We start from the raw sequence: 17,495 nt of genomic DNA, 5'->3' as shown, positions 1-17,495 counted from the left end.
AATCGGGTCGGCTTTCAAGATATGACGCGACTCCACGGCAAGATGTTCCCTCGATCGCGGCCGCGAACCGCTAGGTTGTGGTGGAAATCCAGCCCTCCCGACCCGAGGAATCCGTTGACGATCACGCGTACCGGCAAGGCGGAGCTCCGACCGATGGCCCGCGGCACCTCCCTCATCGCGGTGGCCGTGCTCGCCTCGCTCGCCTCCACGGCGTGCAGCGCCGTCGCCGGAGACGACCGCCCCGAGCCGCGCGTCACCGATGCCGCCGGGGATCCGCGAGCGGGCGGGGAGGGCGGCGCCCCCGCAGGGGCACCGACGGATGGATCGGGCGGGGATGGGGATAAGAGCGAGGGCAAGCGCACGTCGAAGGGCCCGCTCGCCGACATGACCGTCGTCATCGACCCCGGCCACAACGGCGGCAACGAGGACGCACCCGACGAGATCAACAAGCTCGTCCCCGCCGGGCCGTCGAAGAAGGAGTGCGACACCGTCGGCGCCGAGAGCAACGGCGGATACGCCGAACACGCGTTCACCTGGGACTTCTCCCAGCGCCTCGCCGACCGGCTGGAGGCGGAAGGCGCCACCGTCGTCCTCACGCGTGACGACGACAAGGGTGTCGGCCCCTGCATCAACGAACGCGCGAAAATCGGCAACGACGCCGAGGCCGACGCCGCCATCTCGATCCACGCCGACGGCGGTCCGGCCAGCGGACGCGGCTTCCACCTCATCGCCCCGGGCGAGGTGGAGGGCTTCACCGAGGACATCGTCGAGCCGTCGCGGCAGCTGGCCAAGGACGTGCGCGCCGCCTACCGCGAGGGATCGGGGCTGCCCTACGCCGACTACCTGGCCGAGGACGGCCTGGACGAGCGCACCGACCTGGGCGGCCTCAACCTCTCCACCGTGCCGAAGGTGTTCCTGGAGGCGGGCAACATGCGCAACCCGGCCGACGCGAAGAAGCTGGCGGACGAGGAGTGGCGGGAGGAGGCGGCAGGGGCCGTCGCTGAGGGGATCGCGCGCTACCTGCAACGGGACTGACCCATGGCACCCGACCGATTCATGCCGGATCGGAGTGGGGCAGGATGACCGGATGAGTTATTCCCCCACTTCCCCCGAGCCGCCCCTGCCGGACCCCGTCGAGTTCGATGTCGTCTTTCGCGGCTACGACCGCCATCAGGTCATGGAGCTGGTCAGCGAGGCGATGGGCAGCGTCACGGCGCTGGAGGGCGGAAACCCGGACGCGGTCACCCTCACCGCCCGGGAGCTGCGCGAGAACGCCGACGCTCTCGACGTTGTCCTGCGCGGCTACAAGATCGACCAGGTCAAGGAGGTCGTGGGGGTTCTCCACCAGAGGCTTGGCGGCGGTTCCCCCTCGCTTGACCCGCGTCGGGAGGCGATCGAACTCGACATCGTGCTTCGCGGCTATGACCGCCAGCAGGTCGAGGAGGTCGTCAACGAAGCGGTCGCCAGTGTCGACGCCGTGAAGAGGGGCGGCCCCGGTGCCGCCACGCTCACCGCCCAGGACCTGCGGACCCGCGCCGCAGGCTTCGACGTCGTTTTCCGCGGCTATGACGAGGGCCAGGTCGCCTCCCTGATCGACGGTCTCGCCGACCGTCTCGACGGCGGGTCGCATCCACCCAACCAGCATTAACGCGTTGATCAGGTGAAGACTGCACAATATAGGCATGGCTCTGACACCTGCGGACGTCCGCAACAAGCAGTTCCATGTGGTGCGTCTTCGCCCCGGATACAACGAAGAGGACGTCGACGACCTCCTGGACCGCGTCGAGGCCACGCTCATGGCGCTGCAGGGCGGCCCGCAGAGCGGGCCGCTGATCACCGCGGAGGAGGTGCAGGCTGCCCGGTTCCGGAGCACGCGCCTCAGCCCCGGATACAACGAGGACGAGGTCGACGACTTCCTCGACGTCATCGTCGATGACCTGCGCGCTCGCGGGCTGAGCAGCGGAGCGACCGCCGGGGCGGCGCGCCGGCCGACGCAGCACCCCTACGCCCAACAGCACCCGCAGGGGCCACAGCCGCCCTCTCCCTATGGAGCGCCTGGTGCTGCGCAAGCACCAGGGAGTGGACCCGCGCAACCGCCGATGCGGCCCGCGCAGCCACCGATCGGCGCGTCGCAGCCGCCGCCCGGGGCCGCGGGCCCGGCCTACGGCGAGACGCCGCGGGAGCGGCCCCGGATGACGCCGGAGGACGTCCGCAACAAGGAGTTCGCGACGACCCGCCTGACCACCGGCTACAACGAACAGGAGGTCGACGACTTCCTCGACAGCGCCGAGGTCACCCTGGAGGCCCTCCTCAACGGGCGACCCGACCGCGCGCTGCTCACCCCCGCGCAGGTCGAGCGGGTCCAGTTCGGCACCACGCGCGCCCGGCCGGGGTACGACCCCGCGCAGGTCGACGCCTTCCTCGATCTCCTCGCCGACGAACTCCGCAGGTACGAGCAGCCCTGACCCACACGCACCGGGGTTCTATGGCCGCAGCCCGTTCAGCAGCAGGTCGGCGAAGTAGTCCCCGACTGCGGCCCCGGTGAGCTCGCCGTCGGGGCGGTACCACATGCCCAGGTGGTGCACGGCGCCGAAGTACTGGGTGACGACGATGTCGGCCGGGATGTCGGTGCGGAAGACCCCGATCTGCTGGCCGTCCTCGATCATCTCCCGGAACCGCTCGTGGTAGCGGCGCCGCTCCTTGCGCACCTCGTTCTGCCGTTCCGGAGAGAGCATGTGCAGCGACCGCTGGAAGATCACGGTGTCTTCGAGGTTGTCCACAGTCGTGTGGACAACGTCGGCGGCGGCCGCTCTCAGCCGCTCCGCGATCGGCCCCTCGGCCGTCGCGAACTCCTCCAGTCGACGCATCTGCATGGCGAGGACGCGCTGGTAGACGGCGAACAGAAGGTCGTCCTTCGAGGCGAAGTAGTGGTACATCGCCCCCTTGGTGACCCCGGCCGCCTCCACGATCTCCCGTACCGAGGTCCGCTCGTAGCCGCGTTCGGCGAACAACCGCGTGGCGGCGGACAGCAGCCGGTCCGGGACCGAGGCGGCACTCCCCTCGCCCGACCCCGACGAGGAACGGTCCTGGCCGTGCTCCGGGCGCTCGTCCCGCGGATTCCCCATGCGTCGCCCCGTCTCCCCTTGTGCTGACCAGCCGCTTCCAGGATAGGCAGACCGGCCGGTCGGTCTCGTCCCGGTGGCCCGCCCCCGCTACCGGGTCACCTGCCCGACACGCCGGGAAGGGGCAGGTGATCATCGACTCGTCCCCGCGTTCCCGCCGGTCGAGGGCGCCCGGCCGACGCGGGGACACGCGGTCGGCAGTGCCGGGACCGCACCGGCCCCTAGGGTGAGAGACGCGAGACAGCTTCACGCACCTGCTGCTACATCGAACACGTGTTCGATAGAATGCCAGGGTGAGTCTCTACAACGAACGGATCGACGTCAGAGCGTCCATGGGCGGCCACCCCGCCTTCTTCTCCTGGCGCGGCCGGATGTTCCGGGTCCGGCGCGTCATCGGAACCTGGAACTCGGCTCCCGGCACGCCCGAGGCCGACATCCGCCTGGTACGGGTCGCCGCCGAATCCGACCACGGCGAGCCCGCGATCGCCGACATCACGCTCGACACGGCCACCGCCGACTGGACGATGCGCCGCCTGTGGAACTAGGGCCCGCTCAGGCCCACGGCGCCCCACGCGCCACGGCCGGAGCGGGGCACCGGGGATCGCGCTCTTCACGGATCGCGCTCGTGCGGTTCCCCCGCGCGCGTCCCCTCCCGCTCCGGCCGGCGCCCTGGCAGGACCGTGGCCGGGCGCGGCCGCGAGGCGGCGTCGGCGGTCTCGGGGTTCTACGATGACCCACTATGCGCATCCTGGTGGTGGAGGACGACGACCGCGTGGCCCGAGGCCTGGTCACCGCGCTCCGCAACGCCTCCTATGAGGTCACCCGCGTGGCGACGGCCGAAGCGGTGATGCGCGCCCCGGCGGCCGACGTCGTCCTCCTCGACCTGGGGCTTCCCGACGCCGACGGAATCGACGTCCTCCGCCGCCTGCGCGAGCGCCCCCAGACCGCGATCATCGCCGTCACCGCGCGTGCCGAGGAGCGCGAGCGCGTCCGGGGACTGCGCAGCGGCGCCGACGACTACGTCGTCAAACCGTTCGGCATCGCCGAGCTCCTGGCCCGCATCGACGCCGTGCTGCGCCGCACCCGCACCGCCCGCGCCAGCCACGACGACGAGCCCCCGCTGCGACTGGGCTCCCTCACCCTCGACATGGGCGCCCGCGAGGCCGACCTCGCCGGAGCCTCCCTCGCCCTGACCCGCAAGGAATTCGACCTCCTCGCACTGCTCACGTCGCGCTCGCCCGCTGTGGTGAGCCGGGACCTCATCCTCGACCAGGTGTGGGGCTCGGCCTGGGAATCCTCCTCCCGCACCCTCGACACCCACATCGCGGCCCTGCGCGGCAAGCTCCACGACACCGTGCGCATCCGGACCGTGCGCGGCGTCGGCTACCGCCTGGTCGACGAGTCAGGGTCGGCGTGACCGGTGCTGCGGAGGCTGCTGTTCATCCTGGTGCCGATGGCGTTCCTGCTGGTGGCGGCGCTCGCCCTGCCGCTCGGAACGGTCATGGCGCAGCAGGAGACCCAGCAGGTCTATGTGGACCGGCTCAGTGATGTCGGCCGGTTCGCCTCCCTCGGCGACACCGCCATGCGCACCGGCCGGCTGGAGGCCCTGGACAGCGAGCTGAAGCGGTACGAGGAGCTGTACGGCATCGACGTCGCGGTGGCCGATCCCGCGGGCGAGGTGGTGGTCGCGTCCGTTCCCACGGACCAGGCCGCCGAGCTGCTGGACGGCGCCCGGGCGCGCGAGGTGATGACCCCCGCCCTCGCCGGGTTCCGCCCGGAGCCGCCCACCGCGGTGTGGCCGTGGGAGTCCGACCCGCTGGTCCTGGCGGAGCCGATCGGACGGGACAGCGAGGTGGCCGGGGTCGTGGTGCTGGTGTCGCCGACCGACCGGTTGCGCGCGGCCATCCTCGTCGACTGGGCGGGGCTGTCACTGCTGAGCCTGGTGCCGCTGACCGGGCTCGCCGCATCCGCGTGGCCGCTGTCGCGCTGGGTGCTGCGACCGGTGCAGCGGCTCGACGACGCCACCGCCGCGGTCGCCCAGGGCGATCTGTCGGTCCGCGCCGATGCCGCGGGCGGCCCGCCGGAGCTGCGCCGTCTCGCGGAGTCGTTCAACGCGATGGTGGACGTGGTGCAGAAGGCCGTACAGCGCCAGCGGGCGTTCGTGTCCGACGCCTCTCACCAGCTCCGCAACCCGCTGGCGAGCCTGCGGCTGGCCGTGGAGAACCTGGCTCCCTTCCTCACCGGCCCGGACGCCCGCGCGGCACACCAGGACGCCGTGGAGGAGGCCATGGCCATGCACCGGATGCTGAACTCGCTGCTCGCCATGACGCGGCTGGAGAGTTTCAGCGGGGCGGAGCCGGTGGACCTGGACACCGTGCTGGACGCGCACGCCGCACGGTGGCGGGTGCTCGGCGCACAGCGGGGCATCACCGTCGAGACACGGGTGCCGGACGGGCTTCGGCTGATGGCACCGCCCGGCGGGCTGGGCAGCGTGCTGGACGAGCTGATGACCAACGCCGGCCGACTGTCGGACGGGAGCCGGGTGGAGCTGCGGGTGCGGTCGGCCGACCGGAGCGACGCTCCCGCGCGGTCCGCGGTGGATGGCGCGGATGACGGTGCGCACGATGGGGCGGCGGCGTCCGCCGACAGCGGCCCGGACCTGGTCGAGCTGCACGTGTCCGACGACGGCGTCGGCCTGACCGACGAGGAGCGCGCCGGTGCGCTGCGCCGCTTCTGGCGCGCGGCCAAGCACCAGAACACCGACGGCACCGGGCTGGGCCTGGCCATCTGCGCCGAGCTGGTCCGCGGCGCGGGCGGCGAGCTGCGCCTGGAGTCGGGACTGCCGCGGCCGGACGGCACCGGCCACGGGCTGGACGTCGTCATCCGCCTGCCGCGCGCCCCCGCCGCACCCCTTCGTTGATCTCGGAGATATTGGGGTCCCAGCGCCGATTTTTACCCCAATATCTCCGAGATCAACGAAGGGAACGGTGACTGCGTTGGTGAAACGCCAGTAGGGCGCGGTGGGCTGACGGCCGCTTAGGCCTTCTGGTCCCGGAACCACCCGACGGCACCCGGGTGGAGGGGGATGGGGCTGGTGGCGATCCCGGTTCGGACGTTGATCTGGGCGGCCTCGGGGCGGGTCGCGGCCATCGCGTCGGCCGTGGTGAAAACGGTTTCCGTGATCGTCCGGGCCACGGTGTCCGGGATATCGGTGCGGGCCAGCAGGACGTTGGGGATCGAGAGGGTCGGGCACGGCGGCAGACCGGGGTAGGCCGTCGCCGGGATCGTCGCGGGGAAGTACGAGCCGGGGTAGGCCTCGGCCAGGTCGGCCGCCTGGCGGTCCAGGGGGAGGCAGCGCAGCGCCTGGTGGCGCAGAAGGTCGGTGATGGCGGGGGTGGGGATTCCGGTCAGCGAGAACATCGCGTCGATGTCCCGCTTGGCCAGGGCACGCGCCGATGCCGCCTGGTCCATGCGCATGTCGTCGACGTCGAGGCCGGTCAACGCCGTCAGGCGGAGCATCGTGTACTCGGTCCCGGATCCGGTCGCCCCGAAGGAGACCCGCTTGCCCGTCAGGTCGTCGAAGTCGGTGATCTCGGAGTCCGCGCGCACCACGAGGTGCAGGTAGCTGTCGTAGAGGCGGCCGATCGCGGCGACGCCGTCGGGGTCGGCGGCGGCCGCGTCCAGGCTGGAGATGCCCAGGTGGGCCCGGCCCTCGTCGAGGAGTCTCAGGTTCTCCGTCGACGCCCCGGTGCCCAGAACCGTGACCTTGGTCTGCGGCATGGCGCCGTGCAGCTCGGTCGCCAGCGCCCCGCCGATCTCGCGGAACACCGCACCGGGCGGGCCGGTGGCCAAAACGAGCTCCGGGTAGGACGTGACCCCCCGACCGCTGCACGCGGTCAGGGCGACCGCCACGGCGCCGAGAACAACAGTGCGCCGACTCGGCTGCGCTAATCCCACGTCGGCAGCTTAGGCGACGGTGTGGTCGATGGCCGGGTCCGGCCACGTGAGGGTCACCGCAAGCGACCGGTGACGCACGTCAAGTACTCATATGTCAGGAGAATCCCAAGTTTTCGCCAAGCGCTTGCGTGCTCTACGCCACAGTCCCCAGGCTCCCAAGTACGGAGGGCGGAGTCGGCGTGTCTTCCCGACCCCTGCGGCATAACGGGGGCGCCGCACGGGGAACGTGCCACACCGGCTCAGCCTCCGAGCGGACGCGGAGCCGAGCGACGACGACCGAACACGCAAGGAGGCGCCCCCACCATGTCGACGTCTACGGCCGGCAGCAGCGGTTCGTCCACTCCTCCGCACCCGGACAACACCGGCGAACCGCTCCCGCTGGTGAAGGTCGGCGGGCTGGCGGTGGGCGTCCTTGTCTCCGTTGTCCTCTACTTGGTCCTGCCGGACTCGCTGTCCACGGCGGGCAAGATCACCGCGGGGGTCGCCGCGCTGATGGCCGTGTGGTGGGCCACCGAGGCGATTCCCCTCCCCGCCACGGCTCTGCTGCCGCTGGTGCTGTTCCCGCTCCTCACCGGCGCCGATATCAAGGACGTGGCCGCCCCCTACGCCAACCCCATCATCTTCCTGTTCATGGGCGGCTTCATGCTCGCCCTGGCCATGCAGAAGTGGAACCTGCACCGGCGCATCGCGCTGACCGTCGTGGCGGCGGTGGGCACCAGCCCGGCCATGCTCATCGCGGGGTTCATGCTGGCCACCGGCTTCATCACGATGTGGGTCAGCAATACGTCCACGACCATCATGATGCTGCCGATCGGTGCGGCCGTGATCGCGATGGTCGCCCAGCTGCGCGACGGCCGGACCGACCCCAACTTCGCGACCGCGCTGATGCTCGGTATCGCCTACTCCTCCTCCATCGGGTCGGTCTCCACCCTCATCGGCACGCCGCCCAACGCGCTCATGGTCGGCTACCTCGCCGAGAACCACGGCATCACCATCGGCTTCGGCCAGTGGATGATGGTCGGCCTGCCGCTGGCCGCCGTGTTCCTGGTCCTCACATGGGTGGTGCTGACCAAGCTGGTCTTCCCGCCGCGCGTCGAGGCGTTCACGGAAGGCGCGGACGGCCGGGAGCTGATCCGCTCGGAGCTGCGCGCCATGGGTCCGGTCTCGCGCGGCGAGTTCCTGGTGCTGCTGGTGTTCGTGGGGGCCGCACTGGCGTGGGTGTTCGTGCCGCTGCTGGCCGACAGCCCGGTCGGCGCGACGCTGCCGTGGCTGGGGAGCATCTCCGACGCCGGGATCGCAATGGCCGTGGCGGTGCTGCTCTTCGTGATCCCGGTGGATCGGCGGATGAGTGCCCGGCTCCTCGACTGGGAGAGCGTCACCAAGCTGCCGTGGGGCATTCTGCTGCTCTTCGGCGGCGGCCTGAGCCTGTCCACGCAGTTCGGCGAGAGCGGCCTCAGCGAGTGGATCGGAGCGGGCGTGGGCGCGCTGAGCACGGTGCCGGTGTGGGTGCTGGTCCTGGCCGTCGCGGCACTCGTGCTGCTGCTGACCGAGCTCACCAGCAACACCGCGACAGCCGCGACGTTCCTCCCCGTCATGGGCGGCGTCGCGGTCGGGATGGGCATGGATGTCATGACCCTGATCGTCCCGGCGGTGCTGGCGTCGTCGCTGGCGTTCATGCTCCCGGTGGCGACCCCGCCCAACGCGATCGTCTTCGGCTCGGGGCACGTGACGATCGCGCAGATGATGCGGGGCGGGATCTGGCTCAACCTGATCGCCCTGTTCCTGATCCTCGTCGTCATGTACGGGATCGCCGGCCTACTGCTCGGCTTCGCCCTCTAGAACCTTCAGCGTCGTCGCGGCGCGGCCTCCCCCTCCGCGCGCTTCGGCCGTCCCTACTGCGGCGCCCGCGCACACCCCCTCCCCTCTGCGCGGGCGCCGCCCCTCGTCGGGGGCCCGAGCCGTCGCCCTGTTGCCCGCCACGTTCCCGCCACCGGGGATCACCACGGCGGCCCGCACCCGCACCGTCACCGCACGTCATTCCACGTCAGCGGAACCTCAAGTCTCACGTCACACCATTGCGTGACCCAGGTCGCACTGAGGACGATCACCGCAGGTCCGCTTGGGGCACCCCCGACTACCGTGCCGCAACCCCCGACGTCGCCGCGCGCGACGCGCCTCGGCCCCGGTGGGTGTCCGTCCGAGCCACCAGCCACGCAAGGAGACGTACTCATGGCAGCCGACATCGGCAACAATCCCCCAGCCGACCCGAGCAGACAGGGCCTTCCCGCGCTGACCACCGAACGGGCGGCCAACCCCCAACCCTCCAAGGCGAAACGCGTCGGGCTCGCGCTGGCCCCGCTGCTCGCCGCGGCGGTGTACCTGCTGCTTCCCGACGCCCTGTCGACCGGTGGGAAGGCCACCGCGGCCGTCGCGGTGCTCATGGCCACCCTGTGGGCCACCGAGGCGCTGCCCATCCCCGTCACCGCGCTGCTGCCACTCGTGCTGTTCCCGCTGTTCGGCGTGGCCGAGATCGATGACGTCGCCGCTCCCTACGCCAACGACGTCATCTTCCTGTTCATGGGCGGGTTCATGCTCGCCCTGGCCATGCAGAAGGCCAACCTGCACAAGCGGGTGGCGCTGGCCATCGTGGGCGCCGTCGGCACCAACCCGGTGCGGCTGATCGGCGGGTTCATGCTCGCCAGCGGCTTCATCACCATGTGGGTGGCCAACACGGCGACGACGATCATGATGCTGCCCATCGCGCTCTCGGTCATCACCTTGGTGACCCAGCTGCGAGACGGGAAGTCCGACACCAACTTCGCGACCGCGCTGCTGCTCGGGGTCGCCTACGCCGCGTCCATCGGGTCGGTCGCCACCCTCATCGGCACCCCGCCCAACGCGCTCATGGCCGGATACGTCAAGGACACGTTCGACATCAACGTCGGCTTCGGCCAGTGGATGCTGATCGGGTTCCCGCTCGCCGCGGTCTTCCTCGTCATCGCCTGGGTGGTGCTGACCCGGGTGGTCTTCCCGCCCAAGGTCGCCTCGCTGGACGGCGCCCAGGACGTCATCAAGGGCGAACTGCGCGACATGGGCCCGATGACGAGTGCGGAGCGGCGCGTGCTGGCCGTGTTCGTGGCGGCCGCGGCGTCGTGGGTGTTCATCCCGCTGCTGGCCCAGTCGCCGACCGGCGGCATGCTGCCCTGGCTGGACCGGATCTCCGACTCCGGGATCGCGATGGCCGTCGCCGTCGCCCTCTTCCTGATCCCCAACGAGGGCACACAGGGCGAGAAGCTGATGGACTGGGAGAGCGCGGTCCGGCTGCCGTGGGGCATCCTGCTGCTCTTCGGCGGCGGCCTGACGCTCTCCAGCCAGTTCACCGCCAACGGGCTGAGCGAGTGGATCGGCACCCGCGTCGGCGCCCTGGACGACATCCCGGTGTGGGTGCTGCTGGTGGTCGTGATCGCACTGGTGCTGGTGCTGACCGAACTGACGAGCAACACCGCCACCACCGCCACGTTCCTGCCGGTGCTGGGCGGTGTCGCCCTCGGCATGAACCTGGACGTGATGACCCTGGTCGTCCCGGCCACGCTCGCCGCCTCCCTGGCCTTCATGCTGCCGGTGGCGACGCCGCCCAACGCGGTGGTCTTCGGCAGCGGCCAGGTCACGATCCCTCAGATGATCAAGGCCGGCACCTGGCTCAACACCATCGCCGTCTTCGTCGTCATGTTCGTGATGTACGCGATCGCCGGGTGGCTTTTCGGCATCTCGTTCTGAGTCCGGTCGGTTCGGTCCCGTCGGTCAATGCGGGGGCGCGGTGGAGGTTACTCTCCGTACGGCTGATACCAGGCCTCGCCGCGTTCCTCGCGGGCGAGCCGGACACGGCGCAGGAGCGCCTCGCTCATCTCCGGAAGCTCGTCGGGGGCGAACCAGCCGGCGTCGAGGGACTCGTCGCGGTCGAGCCGGATCTCGCCGCCGGACGGGCGGCAGCGGAAGGTGATGTCGAGGATCTGGACCACGTCCCCGTTGGAGTAGGTCCATGGTTGCTCGGTGACGATGCACGCCACCCGCTCCGGGACCACGTGGACGCCGGTTTCCTCGGCGACCTCGCGCGCGAGCGCGGCCGCGGGCTGCTCCCCGGGTTCCAGGATCCCTCCGGGCGGTGCCCAGCAGCCGTCGTCGGCCCGCTGGTGCAGCAGGACGCGGTCGTCGGGGTCGACGACGACCCCCGTCACTCCGGTCAGCCACAGCAGCTCGTGTCCCACGTGCTTGCGCAGCCGGAGGATGAACTCGGGTGTCGCCATATCTCCGGACCCTATCGATCGTGCCGAGCTCCGGCCCCGGGGACGGGCCGCTCGCGGATGGGCGCCGACGGCGCCCGCGGGTGCCCGCAGGGCGGTGACGGAGGGGGTGTTCTCGGAGCACACGACATGACGGGCGGACCCGCGTCGATCGCGGGTCCGCCCGTCATGTCATCGGTCCGACGGGGGGACCGATCAATCAGCCGGCCTGCTGCTTGGCTTCCAGCGCCTCGATGGCGTTGACGGCAGCGGGCACCGTGTGGTGGACCGGGACCTGGCGGTGCAGGCTTACCAGCCGGACGACCTTGTCGACACGTTCGTTCGGCGCGGCGAGCGCGAGGCTGCCGTTGCGCTCCTTGACGGCGCTGTAGGCCTGGATCACGACGTTCAGTCCGCTGGAGTCCATGAACTCCAGGTTCGTGAGGTCGAGGATCAGCCAGGGTCCATGCTTCTCAACGGCGGACAGGACATGCTCTTGGAGGTCGTCAGCGGTCGCGATGTCGAGCTCACCCTCGACCTTGACGATCACGCTGTGGTTCTCGACCCGGGTACTCAGCCCAAGCCTGTGCACGTTCACTCCTCCCAGCCCCACGTCGATGTGAGGGGCCCCTTTGGGTCAACCATACGGAAAACGGCGAATTCCGGTAGGGGGTCCGGCCGCACTCCGTCGCGCCGGATTCACGCCTGAAGTCCGGTGCGGTGATCGGCGCCGCGCTCCGGTGAACCCGGCTCGCTGGTTCCCGTAAGTCTCTGGGCACACACGGTATTAGCCGATCGGGCGCACGGGAATGCCGATGCGTGAAGATTTTTTCCGGTACAGGTCAGCTCAGACCAGAAAAGTCTGTGGCAAGTTTCATGTACTCCAGGCCGGGGCACCGGGTGCGCGTCACTCCCCCGCCGCCTCAGCGGAGTCTGTGAAGATTTCCAGGAGCCGCTCAGCCGCCAGCGTGGCGGTGATCTCACCGGACCGCACGGCCGCCTCGAGCCGCGGCGTCGCCTCGCCCACGCCGGGATGGCGCGTCAGCCGGTCCATCAGGCGGTCGCGCACCTGGGACCACATCCAGTCGACCTGCTGGCGGCTGCGCTGTTCGGCGAACTCCCCACTCCCCTCCAGCGTCGAGCGGTGGTCGAGCACCGCCTTCCACACCTCGTCCAGGCCGTCGCCGGTGAGACCGCTGCAGGTAAGCACGGGAGGACGCCACGCGGTGTGCGGGGGGTGCAGCAGCCGCAGCGCGCGCCCGAGCTCCCGGGCGGCCTTGCGCGCCTCGGACTCGTGGGGGCCGTCGGCCTTGTTCACGGCGACGACGTCGACCAGCTCCAGCACGCCCTTCTTGATGCCCTGCAGCTGGTCGCCGGTGCGGGCGAGGGTCAGGAACAGGAAGCAGTCGACCATGGCGGCGACGGTGACCTCCGACTGCCCCACGCCGACCGTCTCCACCAGCACGACGTCGAAGCCCGCGGCCTCCATCAGGATCATCGTCTCGCGGGTGGCCCGTGCGACGCCGCCGAGCGTGCCCGCCGTGGGCGAGGGGCGCACGAACGCGTTCGGGTCGACCGACAGCCGCTCCATCCGCGTCTTGTCGCCGAGGATGCTGCCCCCGGTGCGTGTGGAGGAGGGGTCCACGGCCAGCACTGCCACCCGGTGCCCCTCGCTGGTCAGCCGGGTGCCGAGCGCGTCGATGAACGTCGACTTGCCGACGCCCGGCACGCCGGTGATGCCCACGCGGTGGGCCTTCCCGCTGTACGGGAGCAGCTTGACCAGCAGCTCCTGCGCCAAACCCGCGTGGTCCGCGCGCCGTGACTCCACCAGGGTGATGGCGCGGGCCAGGGTCGGTCGGTGTCCGGCGAGGACGCCCTCGGCGTAGGCGTCGATGTCGATCCTGCGGCTCATCCGCCCTGCCCGCCGTGCTCGCCGGAGGCGTCGGACGCGCCGTGGCCGAGGACCTCGTCGAGGCGGTCGAGCAGGCCGATCGCGGCCTCCGCGATCACGGTGCCGGGCGGGAAGATCGCCGCGGCGCCCGCCTCGTACAGCGCGTCGAAGTCGGCCGACGGGATGACACCGCCGACGACGACCATGATGTCCTCGCGCCCTTGGGCGGCCAGCTGCTCGCGCAGCGCGGGGACGAGGGTGAGGTGCCCCGCCGCCAGCGAGGAGACGCCGATGATGTGCACGTCGGCCTCGGCCGCCTGGGCCGCGACCTCCTCCGGTGTCTGGAACAGCGGGCCGACGTCGACGTCGAAGCCGAGGTCGGCGAAGGCCGTGGCGATCACCTTCTGGCCGCGGTCATGCCCGTCCTGGCCCATCTTGGCGACCAGGATGCGCGGGCGCCGCCCCTCGTTCTCCTCGAACCTGTGGACGCGTTCGGCCACCGTCTCCATGGTGTGGGCTGCCTCCGACGACGTTTGCGCCTCCTCGCGGTACACCCCCTGGATGGTACGGATCTGCCCGGAGTGCCGCTTGAACACCTTCTCCATGGCGTCGGAGATCTCGCCGACCGTGGCCTTGGCGCGGGCGGCATCGACGGCCGCGGCGAGCAGGTTGTTCTCCAGGGTGGTGCCGTGCGACTCGCCCTCCGCGGCGGCGGTGAGCCGGTCCAGCGCCGCGCGAACGGCCGCGTCGTCGCGCTCCTCGCGCAGCCGCCGCAGCTTCTCCAGCTGCTCGGCGCGGACCCGGCTGTTGTCGACCTTGAGCACGTCGATCTCGTCGGGGGTGTCCGGCAGGTACTTGTTGACGCCGACGACCGGCTGGCGGCCGGAGTCGATGCGCGCCTGGGTGCGGGCGGCCGCCTCCTCGATGCGCATCTTGGGGATGCCGGCGTCGATGGCGGCCGCCATGCCCCCGGCCTCCTCGACCTCGCGGATGTGCGCCCAGGCCCGCTGGGCGAGCTCGTAGGTGAGGCGTTCGACGTAGTGGCTGCCGCCCCAGGGGTCGATGGCGCGGGTCGTGCCGGACTCCTGCTGGAGGACCAGCTGCGTGTTGCGGGCGATGCGCGCGGAGAAGTCGGTGGGCAGGGCCAGCGCCTCGTCGAGCGCGTTGGTGTGCAGGGACTGGGTGTGCCCCTGGGTGGCGGCCATGGCCTCCACGCAGGTGCGCACGACGTTGTTGAACACGTCCTGGGCGGTCAGCGACCAGCCGGAGGTCTGGGAGTGCGTGCGCAGGGACAGCGACTTGGGGTTCGTGGGCCCGAAGCCGTTGACCAGCTCGGCCCAGAGCAGCCGGGCCGCCCGCAGCTTGGCCACCTCCATGAAGAAGTTCATTCCGATGGCCCAGAAGAAGGACAGGCGCGGCGCGAAGGAGTCGACCTCCAGCCCGGCCTTGCGGCCCGCGCGGATGTACTCCACGCCGTCGGCCAGGGTGTAGGCCAGCTCCAGGTCGGCGGTGGCCCCGGCCTCCTGCATGTGGTAGCCGGAGATGGAGATGGAGTTGAAGCGCGGCATCTTCTGCGAGGTGAACGCGAAGATGTCGGAGATGATCCGCATGGAGGGCTGCGGCGGGTAGATGTAGGTGTTGCGGACCATGAACTCCTTGAGGATGTCGTTCTGAATGGTCCCCGCCAGCTTCTCCGGCGGTACTCCCTGTTCCTCCGCCGCGACGATGTACAGCGCCATGACCGGCAGGACGGCGCCGTTCATCGTCATCGAGACGGTCATCCTGTCCAGCGGGATGCCGTCGAACAGCTGGCGCATGTCGTAGATGGAGTCGATGGCCACACCGGCCATGCCCACGTCGCCGGCCACGCGCGGGTGGTCGGAGTCGTAGCCGCGGTGGGTGGCCAGGTCGAAGGCGACCGACAGCCCCTTCTGGCCCGCCGCGAGGTTGCGCCGGTAGAAGGCGTTGGACTCCTCGGCCGTGGAGAACCCGGCGTACTGGCGGATGGTCCACGGCTGGTTGACGTACATCGTGGGGTAGGGGCCGCGCAGGTAGGGCGCGATGCCGGGGTAGCCGCCGACGAAGTCGAGGCCGGCGCGGTCGGCCGGGGTGTAGAGCGGCTTCACCCCGATGCCCTCGGGGGTCTCCCACACCAGCGCGTCGGCGCCCTTGCCCGTGGAGTCGGCCAGGGCCTGCGCCCACGCCTCGGCATCGGCGCCGGAACCGTCGGGGGTTCCGGGCTCGACACGGCTGAAGTCCGGAATCATCGGTCCCCACCTTCTTGAGTGCACCCCAGAACGTCGTGCAGCTCTACCAACAGGCTATGCGCGTCGCAGCCGGCGAACAGGAACGCGTCCACACCCGCCGCCGCGTAGCGTTCGGCGGGCTTTCCGGCGAGCAGCACCTTCTCGGCCCCCGCCTCCTTGAGCGCCGCCGCCGCGTCCGCGGCGAGTTCGGAATAGACCTTGTCGCTGGAGCAGAGGCAGGCGACGCGCGCCCCGCTGTCGCGGAACGCGGCGACGGCCGCGGCCACGTCGTCGCCGCCGGGGACCGGTTCGATCCCGCCCGCTTGGAGCAGGTTGGCGGCGAACGTGACGCGGGCGGTGTGTGCCGCGACCGGACCGAGCGTGGCCAGGAAGACCCTGGGACGCTCGCCGGTCGCGTCGAGGTGGGCGTCCGAGCGGTCGCGCAGCGCCTCGAAGTCCTCGGCGTAGCGGTGCCGGGGCAGCGCGGTCGGGGCGGAGGGCGCGGTGACGGCGCCGGGGGCGGCGGAGCGCTCCACCCGGGGCTCGTCGAGGTCGGGGAACTCGCTGACGCCGGTGACCGGGTCGCGGCGGTGCGCCAGGTTGTCGCGGCGCTTCTGCCACACCTCGTCCACGCGCTGGGCGACCAGCCCGCTGGTCAGGGCCGCGGCCATGCCGCCTGCGGCCTCCAGCTCCTGGAAGAACGCCCACCCCGCGGTGTAGAGGTCGGCGGTGAGCCGCTCCACGAAGAAGGAGCCTCCGGCGGGGTCGATGACCCGGGCCAGGTGGGCCTCCTCCAGCAGCAGCGACTGCGTGTTGCGGGCGATGCGGCGGGCGAAGTCGTCGGGAAGGCCGAGCGCGGCGTCGAACGGCCGGACCGTCACCGCGTCGGCCCCGCCGGTGCCCGCGCCGAAGCAGGCCAGGGTGGTGCGCAGCATGTTCACATACGGGTCGCGGCGGGTCATCATGGCCGCCGATGTGGCGGCGTGCTGCCGCATGCCGCGCTGCTCGGCGGGCAGCCCGCACACCTCGGCGACGCGCGCCCACATGGCGCGGGCGGCGCGGAGCTTCGCGATGGTGGCGAACTGGTCGGCGGTGGCGGCGTACCGGAATTCCAGCCGTGCGGCGGCGTCGGCCAGGTCCAGTCCGGCGTCGGTGAGCGCGCGCAGGTAGGCGACGCCCGCGGCCATGGTCGCGCCCAGTTCCTGGGCGTCGGAGCCGCCCGCGTCGTGGTAGGGGGTGCCGTCGACGGTGATGAGCCGCAGGCCCGGGTAGCGCGCGGCGTGGGAGGCGGCGAGGCGGGCCGCAGCGTCGATGTCGGCCGCGGCGGTGGCGGCGTCGTCCGGTACCGCGGTGCGGGCGACGCGGCTGATCGGGTCGATGCCGAGGTTGCCGGAGACGGCGGTGTCGGGGATGTCGCGGTCGGACCAGGCGGTGAGCAGGGCCTCGGCGGCCGCCGCGTCGTCGGTGTCGGGGCCGGGATCCAGGACGACGGGGGCCAGGTCGAGGTGGACATCGGCCAGCGCCTCACCGATTCCGGCGACCGGTACGCCCTGGTCACCGGCGGCCAGCCACAGCGAGGTGACGCCGTTCTCCAGGTCGGCGAGCACCGCCTTGCGCGTGGCGGCGGGGTCGGGTCCCACGTGCTGCTGGCGGATGTCCCACCCGCTGGTGACCGCGCCCTCGGGGCGGCGGCCCCGTGTGAACGGCGCGAGACCGGGGAACCCGCCCCCCTGCACCTGGTCGTCCTCGTCCTCCGCGACGTAGAGCGGGCCGATGGTGAACCCGTCGTAGGTGGCGGAGGCCAGCAGTTCCTCAGGCGCGTGCGCCGAGCTGTCGACGTCGACCCCGGTCTTGGCCAGCACTCCGGCCACGAGTTCGCGCCACCGCTCCCGCGTGGCGGCCGGAAATCCGGCGCCCAGGGCCGGGCCGTCCGCGCTGGCGGCCCCACTCTCCGGCATGTTCATACTTTGAGATCGTAGAGAATCGCTCCGCGGGTCGG

15 protein-coding genes are annotated in these 17,495 nt (G+C 71.2%); 8 read left to right on the top strand and 7 right to left on the bottom strand.

Annotated elements, in window-relative coordinates; genetic code table 11:
* Window positions 1-114 precede the first annotated feature (114 nt).
* Genes CDO52_RS04305 through CDO52_RS04295 form a run of 3 tightly spaced genes read left to right on the top strand, consistent with a single transcriptional unit; the run spans window position 115 to window position 2,465 of the window.
* Complete coding sequence (locus CDO52_RS04305; RefSeq protein ID WP_017620736.1) at window positions 115-1,035, top strand: N-acetylmuramoyl-L-alanine amidase; 921 nt, start codon at window positions 115-117, stop codon at window positions 1,033-1,035.
* A gap of 52 nt (window positions 1,036-1,087) precedes the next feature.
* Window positions 1,088-1,648, top strand: coding sequence for a DivIVA domain-containing protein (locus tag CDO52_RS04300; protein WP_017620735.1), 561 nt, complete (start codon window positions 1,088-1,090; stop codon window positions 1,646-1,648).
* Between the two features lie 34 nt (window positions 1,649-1,682).
* Complete coding sequence (locus tag CDO52_RS04295; RefSeq protein ID WP_033301593.1) at window positions 1,683-2,465, top strand: DivIVA domain-containing protein; 783 nt, start codon at window positions 1,683-1,685, stop codon at window positions 2,463-2,465.
* 18 nt (window positions 2,466-2,483) lie between these two features.
* Here CDO52_RS04295 and CDO52_RS04290 read toward each other — a convergent pair whose 3' ends face one another.
* On the bottom strand, window positions 2,484-3,125 hold the full coding sequence (locus CDO52_RS04290) for a TetR/AcrR family transcriptional regulator (protein ID WP_017620734.1): 642 nt from the start codon (window positions 3,123-3,125) through the stop codon (window positions 2,484-2,486).
* A gap of 290 nt (window positions 3,126-3,415) precedes the next feature.
* Between CDO52_RS04290 and CDO52_RS04285 the strand changes: the two genes are divergently transcribed.
* The 3 genes from CDO52_RS04285 to CDO52_RS04275 all read left to right on the top strand — a co-directional run bounded on the left by CDO52_RS04285 (window position 3,416) and on the right by CDO52_RS04275 (window position 6,042).
* Window positions 3,416-3,667 carry a DUF6504 family protein gene (locus CDO52_RS04285; RefSeq protein ID WP_017620733.1) on the top strand — a complete coding sequence of 84 codons (252 nt, stop codon included), beginning with the start codon at window positions 3,416-3,418 and terminating at the stop codon, window positions 3,665-3,667.
* Between the two features lie 194 nt (window positions 3,668-3,861).
* A complete protein-coding gene (locus tag CDO52_RS04280) occupies window positions 3,862-4,539 on the top strand; it encodes a response regulator transcription factor (RefSeq protein WP_017620732.1) in 678 nt (225 codons plus the stop codon).
* Between the two features lie 3 nt (window positions 4,540-4,542).
* A complete protein-coding gene (locus tag CDO52_RS04275; RefSeq protein ID WP_094932213.1) occupies window positions 4,543-6,042 on the top strand; it encodes a HAMP domain-containing sensor histidine kinase in 1,500 nt (499 codons plus the stop codon).
* A gap of 116 nt (window positions 6,043-6,158) precedes the next feature.
* Here CDO52_RS04275 and CDO52_RS04270 read toward each other — a convergent pair whose 3' ends face one another.
* A complete protein-coding gene (locus CDO52_RS04270) occupies window positions 6,159-7,079 on the bottom strand; it encodes a TAXI family TRAP transporter solute-binding subunit (protein WP_026126173.1) in 921 nt (306 codons plus the stop codon).
* Window positions 7,080-7,382: 303 nt separating this feature from the next.
* Here CDO52_RS04270 and CDO52_RS04265 point away from each other — a divergent pair, with 303 nt between their 5' ends.
* Window positions 7,383-8,918, top strand: coding sequence for an SLC13 family permease (locus CDO52_RS04265; RefSeq protein ID WP_017620729.1), 1,536 nt, complete (start codon window positions 7,383-7,385; stop codon window positions 8,916-8,918).
* A 390-nt stretch (window positions 8,919-9,308) separates the two neighbouring features.
* A complete protein-coding gene (locus CDO52_RS04260; protein ID WP_017620728.1) occupies window positions 9,309-10,856 on the top strand; it encodes an SLC13 family permease in 1,548 nt (515 codons plus the stop codon).
* A gap of 47 nt (window positions 10,857-10,903) precedes the next feature.
* Here CDO52_RS04260 and CDO52_RS04255 read toward each other — a convergent pair whose 3' ends face one another.
* From CDO52_RS04255 to CDO52_RS04235, 5 genes are all read right to left on the bottom strand, one after another.
* Window positions 10,904-11,383: an NUDIX hydrolase gene (locus CDO52_RS04255; RefSeq protein ID WP_017620727.1), complete on the bottom strand. Its 480-nt coding sequence runs from the start codon at window positions 11,381-11,383 to the stop codon at window positions 10,904-10,906.
* A gap of 196 nt (window positions 11,384-11,579) precedes the next feature.
* Window positions 11,580-11,951, bottom strand: a complete 372-nt coding sequence (locus tag CDO52_RS04250; protein ID WP_017620726.1) for an STAS domain-containing protein — start codon at window positions 11,949-11,951, stop codon at window positions 11,580-11,582.
* Window positions 11,952-12,266: 315 nt separating this feature from the next.
* Window positions 12,267-13,271 carry a methylmalonyl Co-A mutase-associated GTPase MeaB gene (gene meaB / locus CDO52_RS04245; RefSeq protein WP_017620725.1) on the bottom strand — a complete coding sequence of 335 codons (1,005 nt, stop codon included), beginning with the start codon at window positions 13,269-13,271 and terminating at the stop codon, window positions 12,267-12,269.
* Window positions 13,268-15,517 (bottom strand): methylmalonyl-CoA mutase, encoded by a 2,250-nt coding sequence (scpA, locus tag CDO52_RS04240; protein ID WP_017620724.1) that lies wholly within the window; start codon window positions 15,515-15,517, stop codon window positions 13,268-13,270. Before scpA ends, meaB begins: the two co-directional genes overlap by 4 nt.
* Window positions 15,514-17,460, bottom strand: coding sequence for a methylmalonyl-CoA mutase subunit beta (locus CDO52_RS04235; RefSeq protein WP_094932212.1), 1,947 nt, complete (start codon window positions 17,458-17,460; stop codon window positions 15,514-15,516). Before CDO52_RS04235 ends, scpA begins: the two co-directional genes overlap by 4 nt.
* Window positions 17,461-17,495 lie beyond the last annotated feature (35 nt).

Source organism: Nocardiopsis gilva YIM 90087 (genome assembly GCF_002263495.1).
GTDB lineage: Bacteria > Actinomycetota > Actinomycetes > Streptosporangiales > Streptosporangiaceae > Nocardiopsis_C > Nocardiopsis_C gilva.
The sequence above is the reverse complement of the archived record's forward strand: the minus strand, read 5'-3'. Positions and strand labels throughout refer to the sequence as shown.